The 12,759-nt window shown below is 31.7% G+C and carries 10 protein-coding genes, 1 tRNA gene and 1 pseudogene; 9 read left to right on the plus strand and 3 right to left on the minus strand.

What is annotated here, in order from left to right; all coding sequences use genetic code 11:
• Positions 1 to 529: 529 nt before the first annotated feature.
• A complete protein-coding gene (locus tag PF021_RS06665) occupies positions 530 to 1,027 on the minus strand; it encodes a c-type cytochrome (RefSeq protein ID WP_271021705.1) in 498 nt (165 codons plus the stop codon).
• Positions 1,028 to 1,372: 345 nt separating this feature from the next.
• Between PF021_RS06665 and purD the strand changes: the two genes are divergently transcribed.
• Genes purD through PF021_RS06690 form a run of 5 tightly spaced genes read left to right on the plus strand, consistent with a single transcriptional unit; the run spans position 1,373 to position 8,013 of the window.
• Positions 1,373 to 2,626 (plus strand): phosphoribosylamine--glycine ligase, encoded by a 1,254-nt coding sequence (purD, locus tag PF021_RS06670; protein WP_271021706.1) that lies wholly within the window; start codon positions 1,373 to 1,375, stop codon positions 2,624 to 2,626.
• Positions 2,627 to 2,634: 8 nt separating this feature from the next.
• Entirely contained in the window at positions 2,635 to 3,093 is a 459-nt protein-coding gene (locus PF021_RS06675) for an RDD family protein (RefSeq protein ID WP_271021707.1), read from the plus strand.
• Positions 3,094 to 3,100: 7 nt separating this feature from the next.
• Positions 3,101 to 5,212 carry an LPS-assembly protein LptD gene (locus PF021_RS06680; protein WP_271021708.1) on the plus strand — a complete coding sequence of 704 codons (2,112 nt, stop codon included), beginning with the start codon at positions 3,101 to 3,103 and terminating at the stop codon, positions 5,210 to 5,212.
• A complete protein-coding gene (locus PF021_RS06685; protein ID WP_271021709.1) occupies positions 5,212 to 5,889 on the plus strand; it encodes a phosphoribosyltransferase family protein in 678 nt (225 codons plus the stop codon). The genes PF021_RS06680 and PF021_RS06685 overlap by 1 nt, the downstream gene beginning before the upstream one ends.
• A 9-nt stretch (positions 5,890 to 5,898) precedes the next feature.
• Complete coding sequence (locus PF021_RS06690) at positions 5,899 to 8,013, plus strand: polyribonucleotide nucleotidyltransferase (RefSeq protein WP_271021710.1); 2,115 nt, start codon at positions 5,899 to 5,901, stop codon at positions 8,011 to 8,013.
• Between the two features lie 51 nt (positions 8,014 to 8,064).
• Here PF021_RS06690 and PF021_RS06695 read toward each other — a convergent pair whose 3' ends face one another.
• Both PF021_RS06695 and PF021_RS06700 read right to left on the minus strand, forming a co-directional pair.
• The gene (locus PF021_RS06695) at positions 8,065 to 8,679 is read right to left on the minus strand and encodes a sugar transferase (protein ID WP_271021875.1); all 615 of its coding nucleotides are present in this window, start codon (positions 8,677 to 8,679) and stop codon (positions 8,065 to 8,067) included.
• 108 nt (positions 8,680 to 8,787) lie between these two features.
• Positions 8,788 to 9,840 (minus strand): annotated as a pseudogene (locus tag PF021_RS06700) (glycosyltransferase family 4 protein); the annotation flags it as partial.
• Positions 9,841 to 9,918: 78 nt separating this feature from the next.
• Between PF021_RS06700 and PF021_RS06705 the strand changes: the two are divergent.
• From PF021_RS06705 to PF021_RS06720, 4 genes are all read left to right on the plus strand, one after another.
• Positions 9,919 to 10,395 (plus strand): hypothetical protein, encoded by a 477-nt coding sequence (locus PF021_RS06705; RefSeq protein ID WP_271021711.1) that lies wholly within the window; start codon positions 9,919 to 9,921, stop codon positions 10,393 to 10,395.
• 2 nt (positions 10,396 to 10,397) lie between these two features.
• On the plus strand, positions 10,398 to 11,189 hold the full coding sequence (locus tag PF021_RS06710) for a histidinol-phosphatase (protein WP_271021712.1): 792 nt from the start codon (positions 10,398 to 10,400) through the stop codon (positions 11,187 to 11,189).
• A gap of 46 nt (positions 11,190 to 11,235) precedes the next feature.
• Positions 11,236 to 11,334: transfer RNA gene (locus tag PF021_RS06715), tRNA-Sec, on the plus strand.
• Positions 11,335 to 11,351: 17 nt separating this feature from the next.
• Positions 11,352 to 12,759 (plus strand): DNA translocase FtsK 4TM domain-containing protein (locus PF021_RS06720; RefSeq protein ID WP_271021714.1); only part of this gene is annotated, 1,408 nt, incomplete at its 3' end.

Here is a 12,759-nt window from a genome sequence, read left to right on the forward strand (position 1 = left end):
ATAATGTAAATAGAATTGCAGATGATATTATTAGTGATGTAAATAAGAAAAGATTCTAGGAGTCTTTTCTTATTACCACAAATATCTTTGAAAGGCTTAGTTTTTATATAATATTTGTCTACATATTAATTGTAGTGCTTTTTATTTCATAGGTTTGAGTGTTTATAGAATCTTTTCTTAAGTGAAATTCATTTTATAATACAATGGCTTATTTGTATAGAGCTTCAAAGACTATACTATGTTAATATCTCTCTTTATGTGAATAACTATTAAATAATTTGAAAAAATACAAATCATAAAAGCACAGCGTATGATTAAAATAGGTATGCGGTGGAATAGTAAGCTACAATTTATATAAATCTTTAAATAGTATTTTTAGATTATTTATAGCGTTTAAGTAATGTGTTTTGGGTTTTATACAATTATTGTCTATATTGAATCTATCTTTATTGTGAGTGATTAAAGGGTTATTTTAGCTTAAAAGTTACAGAATGTGCTAGTTTAAACAAACCAAAAGGTTTGTAAAGATTTATCTTAGAGATTCTATGAAATAAGCTATATCTCTCATGTCATCTTTGCTGTATCGTTGTGCTATTTGATTTTTGACGAATCTTGATTGACCTTCGAATGTTTGGTTTTGATAAGTTCTTAGCTCATCTACTATATCACTTGCTTTCCATGTGTTAATTGGTTTTCTTGTTGCTACTGATGTTTCAGCCTTTTGACCATGACAGCTTGCACAATCTCTTTTGTATAGTTTTTCTCCATTTTCTTTGTTTGCTTGATATGCTCTTGTGCTAGTTGGATTACCAGTGCCAAGCAAGCTATCCACAAAACTTTTTTCTTGTGGTGTTAGATCATCGTTTTCTCTGACTATTTTTATATCTTTTGAACCTAGATTTTTAGAATATTTTTTTAGTATTTCTCTAATTTCTTCCCCAAATTCACCTTTTAGTTCAAAACAAACACATTCATTCGCACTTATAAGATTCATGCTTAGCAAAGTTGCAATTAGTAGTTTTTTCATAGAAGTCCTTTTTAAGTTTGCAATTTTGCCAAAATAATATTTTTTGTTTCATTAAAAGCTACTTTTAGCTAGTGTATTTTATAATTTCTTAACCTGAGTGAAACGAATTTTGTAATTTTAGGGTCCAACATAATAATTGTTTTTAGCTGTATAGATTTCTTTGTGTGTTTGGTATTTTCGTTATTAGTCTCTTAAGTTGAGATGAGAATCTGCCCCTAATTTGAAGCTTATGGCTAAGTTTTTTGAATTTTAGGACCACAATCCTATTATATTCGCTCACTTGGGGGTTATTGTGATTTTTAAGATTTTTTGTAAGTTTTACAAATCATAATACAAAGGTAGTGCATGAAAATAGTGATAGTTGGCAGTGGTGGAAGAGAATACTCAATCGGCTTGGCATTAAGCAGTGAATCTAAAGTTAGCAAGATTTATTTTTATCCTGGAAATGGTGCTACTTGTGAAATTGGGGAGAATCTAGATTGCAAAAATGATGATGAGTTTGTGAGCTTTGTTATAGATAATGATATATCTTTAGTGATAGTTGGACCTGAATCACCTTTGGTTGATGGTTTAGCTGATAGGTTAAGAGAGAATAATATTTTAGTCTTTGGCCCTAGTAAAAATGCTGCAAGATTAGAAGCCTCAAAGGCATTTATGAAAGAATTTGCAAAGAGGCACAATATTCCTACTGCAAGATTTTTGCGAACTAGCAGTTATGATGATGGATGTAATTTTATTGATAGTCTGCAAGAGCCAATTGTAGTTAAAGCCGATGGATTGTGTGCTGGTAAGGGGGTTATAATTGCACAGAGTAAAGATGAAGCAAAAAGTGCATTAAAAGATATGCTAGATGGTTCTAGTTTTGGCGATTCTGGTAGGCTTGTTGTTATTGAAGAGTTTTTAGATGGATTTGAGTTATCTGTATTTGCTATGTGTGATGGAGAGGGCTATATAGTGCTTCCAGCAGCACAAGATCACAAAAGGCTATTAAATAATGACAAAGGACCAAATACTGGCGGTATGGGTGCTTATGCACCATCTCCACTAGCTAGTAGTGATATTATTAAAAAAGTTGAGCAAAATATAATTATTCCAACTCTAAATGGTATGAAAAATGAGGGTAATCCGTTTAGCGGAGCGTTATTTTGTGGAATCATGGTTGTAAATGGTGAGCCTTATTTGCTTGAGTTTAATGTAAGGTTTGGAGATCCAGAGTGTGAAGTATTAATGCCACTTTTTGAAAGTGGTCTATTGGATTGCTTTTTAGGTTGTGCAAAAGGAGATGTAAGAAGCGTGAAGTATGCTTTAAGAGAGGGTGTTTGTGTTGGAGTGGTTTTAGCCTCAAAAGACTATCCTTATAAATCATCTAAAGAAACAGAAATAAGCATAGCTAAAAATGATAATAAAAATACATTTATATCATTTGCTGGAGTTAGAAATGATAATGGTAAATTATTGGCAAGTGGCGGTAGAGTGCTTGTGTGTGTTGGTTATGGGCAAGATGTGCTGAGTGCTAGAAATAATGCCTATAATTTAGTAGAAAAGATAGAATTTTCTGGCAAACAATATAGAAATGATATAGCATATCAGGCGTTATAGGGTGTTTTATGAATGTGGATAAAATAGAAGAAATTTTAGCTAGAGAAGAATTTGAAGTAGCTCCAATTTGGAAGAGAGTATTAGCGTATTTGATAGATGATTTGCTTATCAGTATGGTGCTAATTGGAATTTATTGGGATACTATAATGCAAAATGTAAATGACCCGGAAGCTTTGATATATGTGATTTCTAGCTCGTGGTTTATATTGTATGTAATAAGAGTTGCATATCAGGCTATTTTTGTGAAGATGTATGGTGCTACAATTGGAAAAATGGTGGTAAAGATTCGTATAATTGAGGTCGAATTACTAGATAATCCTAGTTGGAAGCAGTCATTCTTACGTTCATTGCTTAGAGCATTGAGTGAATTTTTAATGTATTTACCATTTTTCTTTGTATTTACAAACGCTATATATCAAAGCTTACATGATAGAATCTCTAAGACTTTGGTAATTAATTTTAGGTAGGCAAGCAATGAATTTAAAGACAATTAGCATAGCTGCATCTATTTTTATGGTATCTAGCCTTTATGCACAACCATCGATAAAGAAATTTAACGAAAACCAACAAGCAGTATTTGAATTTCTAGCTGATGATATGCAATATAGCAAAACACTTGTGATTGGGAAAGGTAATGCAACTGTTATTAATCTTGATTATCTAATTACAGCAGATGAGGCAAATTATGATACTAAAACTGGTGAGATAACACTAATAGGCAATGTAAGTGCTTATAAGGGTAATTCACTATTTTTAAAATCAGATAGCATAAAAATAAAGATGCAGGAGAATTATTCATTTTTAGAGCCATTTTATTTGCAAGATTCTGCTAGTGGTATTTGGGTAAGTGCTGATGAAGCGGAGTTTAATGATACTATTTATAGGACAAGTGATGCTTCTGTTTCATCATGTAGTATAAATAATCCTATTTGGTCGTTAAAGGCAAGTAGCGGCGAGTATGATACACAAAAGGAATGGATGAGCTTATGGAATCCTAGGCTGTGTATTTATAATATGCCAGTTATGTATTTTCCATATTTATCTTTTTCTCTCGGATTTAAGCGAAAGAGTGGGCTACTATATCCTTTATTTGGTAATTCAAGAGATGATGGATTTTTATATTCTCAACCAATTTTTATAGCACCTAGTAATTTTTGGGATATGACATTTGCTCCACAAGTAAGAAGCAAGAGAGGTGCTGGTTTTTATAATGAATTTAGATTTATAGATGATAAAGATGAGATTTTGTGGTTGAATCTTGGGTATTTTGCAAATAAAAAAGACTACCAAGAAAGATATGATTTAGAAAATAGAAACCACTATGGATTACAACTAAAGTATGAACGAAAAGATTTACTAAGCAGCGAGGATTCATATTTCTATGAAGATGGAATGCATGCAGATATTTCTCAAGTATCTGATATTGATTATTTTAGATTGCAAAATAACAATGCAGAAGACAAGGCTGATTTACAAGGGAATCTATTAACTTCTAGATTCAACTATTTTCTAAAAAGCGATAGTGATTATATCGGGCTTTATGCTAGATATTATTCAAATTTAGAGCAAAACAGCAATGCAAATACAATTCAAACCTTACCAGAGATTCAGTATCATAGGCAAATAGATAATATTCTTGTAGATGATTTATATTATTCATTTGATTATAAGATTACAAATTATACTAGAAGAGAAGGGTTTAGTGCTACTCAACAGCAAGTATATTTACCATTTATTTATACAAAAGAAGTGTTTGATGATTATTTGAATCTATCAATATCGCCCGTAGTTTATGCTACAGCTGTTGATTATAGCAGGAGTAATTTTGATTCTGGTAGATATGTGAATAATCACTATGTATTTAAGGCAAATACGGATTTGATGAAAAGTTATGACAACTTCGGACATACAATTAATTTAGAGGCTAAATATATAATGTCTGGCTTTGATTATAAAAGTGGATATTTTGATCAGTTTTTTGTCTTGCCCGGTTCTGATGATGAAGTTGAATTAAGTATTTTTCAAAGTTTTTATGACAATGATAATAATCTAAAATTATCACACAAATTAAAGCAATATTATTACTTTATAGATAATGGTGAGAAAATAGGAGAGCTTGAATCTGAATTGGAATATTTTTATGACTATCACTGGAGATTTCTAAGTAGTATATTTTATAACCACACAGAAGCAAGGATTAGCGAAGCAACCCATCAAATTAGCTATACAAATAATGATGAGTTAAGTTTATTTTTTGGACATTTTGTAAGAGAGAGATTTGCAAGAGAAGACTTATCGCAGTGGAGATTTGGCGAGGCTAATTATATAAATGCAGGATTTTATAAGTCGTTTGCTTATTTTGATGTTTTTGCTAATATAGGCTATGACTATAAAGAGGATTATTTTAAGACTTGGAGTGTTGGTATAAATACTCAAGTTAGATGCTTTAAGCTTGGGCTTAAATATGCAAGTGAAGTTTATCCTACTTTGACAACTAGAGGTGTCGAAGCAAGAGATGATAAATATGTGCTTTTAACACTAGAATTAATGCCATTATTAAAAAATGGTCTAAAAATAGGTAGCTAATGATATTGGAAAATTTAAATCACCCAAGTATGAGAGATACTATTTTTGAAGATGAAGATGACGCATTTCAAAAATTAATAAACAATATGCCTCTTTCGTTTTTAAATACAGAAAAAACAATAGTTGTTGGTATATCTTTTAATGGTATTAGATTCGCGTATAATTTATCGCGACATTTAAAAGTTCCTTTTACATTTCTCTTTGCTGCACCAATTTATGCACCAAATAATTCAAATTGTGAAATTGCAATGGTAACAGAGACGCAAGATGTCGTGATCAACGAGCCATTGGTTAAGTGTTTTGAGATAAGTTTGGACTATATTTATGGAGAAGTTCAAAGAATATATGAAGATAAGATGTTGCCTATGATATACCAATACAGAAAGGGCAATCCACCAATCTCGCTTGATGAAAAAAGAGCATTAATAGTAGATATAGGTATAGATAGCGGACTTACTTCAATGGCTGTTATAAAATCAATGATAACGATGCATGCAAAAATTGTAAATTTTGTCTCACCTGTAGCACCACTTGATGTAGTAAAAAACTTGGAAGATGTGACTGATGGAGTGTTTTGTTTTTATAAAACAAACAAATTTGTAGATATAAAATATTATTACAAAACCTATCCAAAAGTAGAAGACAAACAATTAGATGAAATTTTCACGCATATGTAAGGAGAAAATATGAATGAAACAATAATTGGCAATGAATCTTATGTGTTTAATAAGTTTGCAAAGCAAGCAAGTGGAAGTGCATATTTAAAGCAAGGAAACAATGTCCTTTTAGCCACCGTTACAATAGATACACAAGAAATAATAGAAGAAGATTTCTTGCCCCTTACTGTGCAGTATATAGAGAAATCTTATGCAGCGGGTAAGTTTCCCGGTGGCTATGTAAAAAGAGAAGCAAAACCGGGAGATTTTGAAACCCTAACTGCAAGAATCGTAGATAGAAGTTTAAGACCGCTATTTCCAAAAGATTATTGCTATCCTACAAACATAACTATTTTGGTGCTTAGTGCTGATAGTGAAGCTGATTTGCAGATTTTGGCACTCAATGTTGCTTCTGCTGCATTATATGTCAGTGAGATTCCAATATCAAAACCTGTAAATGGAATTAGAATAGGACTTATTGAAGATAATTTTGTAGTTAATCCAAAAACTCTAAATAATAGCACTTTAGATTTGCTTGTAAGCGGAGTTGATAGCGATTTGTTAATGATTGAGATGAGGACATTTGGTGGTAGTCAAAATGGCAAATATACTGCAAATGAATTAAAAGAAGAGGAGCTAACAAGAGCATTAGAATTAGCTAAAAGCGAAATAGAGAAAAAAAGCAATGCAATAAAAGAAGCTTTTTTACCATATAAAAAACAAGAATTGTTTTTTGAGGTATTTAAGAAAAGTTTTGTATGTGAGAGTATAAAAACATATATTGCAAATCATCACTCAGATGAGTTAAAGGGAGTAATAGAGAGCTTATCAAAAACAGAGAGGAATTTGCAACTAAATTTATTTATAAAAAAAATCTTAAACAAATGGAGAGAAGAAAACCCTAAAGACATTGAATCTTTAGAAGAGAGGGTATCACAAAGTGTGATGTCATTGAAGCGGGATATTATTAGAAGCATGATTTTAGATGATAGAAAAAGGGCTGATGGTAGGGCATTAAATGAAGTTAGACCTATAAGCATTGAGACAAATTTCTTGCCAAAGACACATTCTAGTGTTCTTTTTACTAGGGGACAGACACAAGCTTTAGTTGTTGCTACTCTTGGTGGTGATATGGATGCACAAAGTTATGAGCTTTTAACAAGCAAGGGTTTGAAAGAAAAATTTATGTTGCATTATAATTTTCCACCATTTAGTGTAGGAGAAGTTGGTAATATAGGGGCACCAGGTAGGCGTGAGCTAGGACATGGAAATCTAGCAAAGAGAGCATTAGAATGTAGTGTTGAAACAAGTCCATATACAATAAGGCTCGTTTCTGAAATTTTAGAATCAAATGGTTCATCATCTATGGCGACCGTTTGTGGTGGATCTTTGGCGCTTGCTGCAGCTGGGATTCCGTGTAGTAGCTTGATTGCTGGGGTTGCTATGGGACTTGTATGTGATGGTAATAGATATGCGGTTTTAACAGATATTATGGGTTTAGAAGACCATGATGGGGACATGGATTTTAAAGTTGCCGGATCATTAAATGGTATAACTGCCATGCAGATGGATATCAAGCTTGGTGGCTTGAATCTAAACATCTTAAAAGAGGCACTCTCTCAAGCTAAAGATGGCATAAAGCATATTCTAAGCATAATGGAAGAAGCAAGGGAAAAAATTGTGTTAAATGATGGTGTGTTGCCTAGAATGGATAGAATCTTCATAAATCCTAACAAAATTGTAGAGATAATAGGACAAGGTGGACGCACGATAAAAGACATAATAGAACGATTTGGAGTTAATATAGATTTAAATAGAGATAGCGGTGAAGTGTGTGTTAGTGGAGACAATAAGGAAAAGATCAATAATGCAATAGAGTTTATAAAAGAGATAGCATTAAAAGAATCCGCACCAAAGATAAATCCTGAAGAAGAATATAAAGTAGGTGATAAATATCAAGGTAAAGTAAAGAAAATAGTTGAATTTGGAGCGTTTGTTGAGCTACCAAAAGGATACGATGGGTTATTGCATGTTTCAAAATTAAAAGATAAAAATCAACTATTAACCCTAAAAGAGGGAGATATGCTATCAGTTCAGATTCTTAGCATAAACAAAAACAAAGTAGAGCTATCTTTAGAGGATTAGATCTCTTAGGAGGTTTGATGCAACAGAAGGTTTAGCTTTTTGTGCATCTTTTTAATTATTTTTTTGTGAGCCTGTGAATTTCTCCATTGTAACGCTTGTGCTTGAGTTTATATCTTTTTTTCTTAGCACTTTGTATATTGTAAGAAAAAATATTTTTAAATCAAGCATGAAACTTACATTATCAACATAATATACATCTAGTTTGAATTTTTCTTCCCATGAGATTGCATTTCTACCATTTATTTGTGCCCAGCCAGTAATCCCAGGCATAACCTCATGTCTCCTTGCTTGCTCTTTAGAATATAGAGACAAGTATTCTGCAAGCAGTGGTCTAGGTCCTATAAAACTCATATCACCCTTTAATACATTAAAAAGTTGAGGTAGTTCATCTAGGCTTGTTTTTCTAATTATTTTGCCAAAGCCTTTTAGCCTAATCTCATCTGATAAAAGCTCCCCATTTTCATCTCTTTCATCACTCATGGTTCGGAATTTATATATCTTAAATATTTTGCCATTTTTGCCCGGTCTATCTTGGCTAAAGAGTATTGGAGAGCCTAGTTTGTTTTTAATTAATATAGCTATTGTTAATATTATTGGCAAGAAGCATATTATTAGTATTAATGCAAAGAATCTATCAAGTATTGGCTTTATTATGTGTGGGTAGATTTTAAATGTATTTGTTTCTTTGTCTTCTATTGTGTCATTATATAGCTTTAAATATGAAGTAACTATGGATTCTACACCAAATTCATTGCATATTTTTTCTCTGCTTTTTTTGCCAAATTCTTCTCTTAAATTTTTGTCTTGTATTAGAGTTGTGATTTTTGATTCTAAATCCTTATAGTCGCCTACATTTACTAAAAATCCATTAATCCCATTATCTACAACCTCTCTGCAACCAACTGCATTTGTGGTAACTATTGGCTTTGCCATGCTCCCTGCTTCAAGCAGTGTTCTAGGAATCCCTTCTCTATAACTAGGCAATACAAAAATATCACATATTCCAACAATATCCCTAATATCGTCTCTAACCCCCAAATATCTGACAAAATCAGTGTGCAAAGATTCTTCGTTCATAGCAGAAATATTGCCATTATCAACACCACCAACATATAAAAATACAACATCTTTGTATTTGTTAGTTATTTCTTGTGCAGCTTTATAGTATTCTACTACTCCTTTGTGCTTTATTGCCCTAGCTATCATTAGGATAACGCAAGAATCTTTTGGTATTTGTAAGTTTTGTCTTATTTTGTCTTTCTCATCACTGCTTAGTGGAGAGAATATTTTAGTATCTATACCAGAACCTTTTATTAAGATTGCTTTTTTAGATTCAATAATGCCTTTTTCTACATATAATGTTAAATCATCATTATTTTGAAACAACACTTTGTTTGCTATTTTAAACGAGATTCTATTTAAAGTTTCTATTATTAGTCTTATTATTTCTGTTTTGAAAGTTTTTTGTATATAGAAGCTCCCAAGACCTGTTAGGCTATTTATTATACAATCAAGCTTTGCTAGTTTTGCTGCAAATGACCCATAAATATTTGGCTTTAGCATAAATGTATGGACTATATCTGGCTTTTGCTCTTTTAGTATTTTTGAGATTTCAAGTATTGTTTTTATGCCTGATATTGGATTTAGACTTGCTCTATTTATTTCGTAGCTTATTGCTTCAATTCCGTGTTTTTGAAACTTAAAAAAGCAATCACCATGCGGTATTAGTGCTATTACTTTATGTCCATTTTTTACTAATGCTTCCATTATTGGCAGTCTGAAGTTATATAAGTTGGAATCTGTGTGAGATAGAAATAAAATAGTCAAAGAAATTTCCTTTTTTATACAATTATATCAGAATCTTAAATATGCTATAATCAGCGCATTTTAAATAGGAAAGGTTACATGGAAGAAGAATTTCCAAAAGAAGAAGAGGATTTTTTAAGCAAACCAGATCATGATAGTGTATTGCAAAAAGTATGTGCAAATATAGATGCAAATAATGGTTCTATAAAAGAGCTAAAATATGGTAAAGCCTCTGTTGTGCTAGAGACTAGTAGCAAGATGGTTATGGATAAAACAGGGCTTATACACTCTGGCAATATATTCTCAAGTGCAGCATATAGTGCAATGCTTGCGGTAAATCACCCAAATGCGATAGTAATCGGTGCTGAAGTTAAGTTTCTAGCACCAATAGAACTTGGCAATGAGATTACTTTTAGGGCAGAAACATTACAAGAAGATACAAAAAAGCGTGAGGTAAAGGTCGAAGGATTCGTGCTTGATATAAAGATATTTGATGCAATGTTTTATGTAGCTGTATTTGACAAGCATGTCTTAAGTTTGCATATAGTTAAAGAAATGGAAAAGCGAATGGATTAATTATGAATTTAAAGAAAAAAGTTGATTTACACAATCATACAAGCTTATGTAATCATGCAAATGGCACAATGGAAGAATATGTGCTTAGGGCTATTAAATGCGGGATTGATGTGTTTGGGTTTTCTTGTCATAATCCTATGGACTTTGATAGCAAATATAGAATGAGTTTTGAAGCTTTATCATTCTACTTAGATGAATATGAGCGACTAAGAGAAAAATATAAAGACAAAATTGATCTAAAAATAGGGCTAGAGATAGATTATATGCCAGAATTTTTAGATGATAGAATTTTAAAGCTTGATTTGGATTATAAAATAGGCTCTATACACTTTTTAGATGATTGGGGCTTTGATAATCCACAATTCATCGGTGAATACGCCAAAAGAGATATTAATGATTGTTGGAATAAATATTATGTTAAAACAAAAGAAATGGCACAAAGTGGTCTGTTTAATATAGTTGGGCATATGGATTTACTAAAAGTGTTTAACTATAAGCCAACTTGCGATACAGGTGATATATTAGATGAAGCATTAGAGGCAATTAGAGATTCTAATATGGTCGTTGAGATAAATTCATCTGGGTTTAGAAAAAGCGTAAAAGAGCAATATCCAAGCTTAGAGATTCTAAAAATGTGTAAAAGTAAAGGAATCCAAATTACATTTAGTAGCGATGCACATGAATTAGAGCATATTTTTTACAAAAGAGATGATATAGAAAATATAGCAAGAGAGGCTGGATATAATAAGTGTGTATTTTTTGAAAAAGGTAAAATGAAGTTTGCAGAATTTTAAATCAAATATTAGGTAAAAAAGCGTAAAATTGCCTTCTTTGACTAGCGGAGGGTATATGTCTCTGGTGGGCATCGTGGGCTTCAAACCCATTTGAGTGGATAGGTGTCTATTTGCTGGGGAGTTCGATTCTCTCACCCTCTCGCCATTTTTAGGGTTTTTTTGATGAAATTAGATAAATTAAATAATAAAACAATTATCATTGGTGTTATATTCTTTTTATGGATTTTAGAAATTTTTGGTACAAGTGGTGCATTAGGTGGATTTGGAGAGGGATACTCTAAGTTACATTATTTTTTATTTGGATATTTGGGTTATGTTTGGTTGTTGGCTTTAGGATTTTGTGTCTATAGAGCTAAAAATATACCAAGTATAAGCGAATTATCCAAGCTTAAATTTACAACGCAAATGCTAGAAAAAGCACTTAGCATCGTTATTTTAGTTCTTGCTATTTTATCATTGCAGAGTTTATTTATTGAAGATTCTGGTATTTTTGGTATAGCTTTTAATTCTGTATTACAACCGATAATTGGCAGGATTGGCGTATTTTTTGTAATTATTTTTATGTTTGTTTTTGGTTATGTGCTATGGAGTGGAAAGGGTGCTATTGAGATTTTTAATAATTTCAAAAATGATATTAAAAAAGATTTGCAAAACATTAAAAAGACAAACTCTAAAAGCAAAGAATTTAAACCTAAAACGCAATCTATAGAAGAGATATTTTTACGCATAAAGGCGTTTTTCACACCAGCAGTAAAAGAAAATAAAGATACAAAAGAAATACAAGAAGAAGCCCCAAGAACACTAACTTTAGAAGAATTAATAGAATATGATAAAGAAAATCATGTATTAAGTAGTAATAAGCAAGTTAAGTTTGATTTTAGCGATGAATCTGCAAAGATAAGTGAAGTAGAGCAAGAGCAAGAAATAATTAAAGAAGACGATAAAGAAGAGATTCCAACTAGCGTGGATATTAAAGATGATATATCATCGAAAATTAGAGTAATACCAATCCAAGAGGCAAAAAAGCAAGGGTATGATACTTGGCAATTTCAGCTAGATTCAATGGCTACTTTGGAGAAGTTTAAGAATCTTGAACGATATTTACAATCCAAAAATATAGAAGAAGAAACAAGCCCAATCAAGCTTATAAAAGTGGATAAACAGGAAAATTATGCAAGTGAAATAGTGGATATTCCAGATGAAGTCTCAATGCAATATGCACAAGCTAGTAGCACAATAAAAGAAGAAAAACCAAAACAAGTCATTAAATCATATCCTCAAAAACTATATGCAGCAATACCATTTAGCTCATATTATGAAAAGAAGCAAGAACCAAAAGATTGCCTAGTTGCATGTGATGATGAGGTAAATGAGATTTTAAACGCTGTTGCAGACGATTTGCAAAAAGCACACAATCTAACAGAGGAAGTCAAAATCAGTGAAGATGACTATATAGAAAATGATATGCTAGAGATACAAAGTGCTCTAAATAATGAACTACAAGAAGCATCTAATATCATCGAATCTGCAAATAATAATGAAGGCTATGTGGAAAATGAGATAGTGGAAT

This window comes from Helicobacter ibis, assembly GCF_027859255.1.
Taxonomy (GTDB): domain Bacteria; phylum Campylobacterota; class Campylobacteria; order Campylobacterales; family Helicobacteraceae; genus Helicobacter_D; species Helicobacter_D ibis.

What these genes read in the sequence shown, in the direction of transcription:
- PF021_RS06665 (WP_271021705.1), bottom strand. Translation starts at nt 1,027, where the DNA reads ATGAAAAAACTACTAATTGCAACTTTGCTAAGCATGAATCTTATAAGT.
- purD (WP_271021706.1), top strand. Translation starts at nt 1,373, where the DNA reads ATGAAAATAGTGATAGTTGGCAGTGGTGGAAGAGAATACTCAATCGGC.
- PF021_RS06675 (WP_271021707.1), top strand. Translation starts at nt 2,635, where the DNA reads ATGAATGTGGATAAAATAGAAGAAATTTTAGCTAGAGAAGAATTTGAA.
- PF021_RS06680 (WP_271021708.1), top strand. Translation starts at nt 3,101, where the DNA reads ATGAATTTAAAGACAATTAGCATAGCTGCATCTATTTTTATGGTATCT.
- PF021_RS06685 (WP_271021709.1), top strand. Translation starts at nt 5,212, where the DNA reads ATGATATTGGAAAATTTAAATCACCCAAGTATGAGAGATACTATTTTT.
- PF021_RS06690 (WP_271021710.1), top strand. Translation starts at nt 5,899, where the DNA reads ATGAATGAAACAATAATTGGCAATGAATCTTATGTGTTTAATAAGTTT.
- PF021_RS06705 (WP_271021711.1), top strand. Translation starts at nt 9,919, where the DNA reads ATGGAAGAAGAATTTCCAAAAGAAGAAGAGGATTTTTTAAGCAAACCA.
- PF021_RS06710 (WP_271021712.1), top strand. Translation starts at nt 10,398, where the DNA reads ATGAATTTAAAGAAAAAAGTTGATTTACACAATCATACAAGCTTATGT.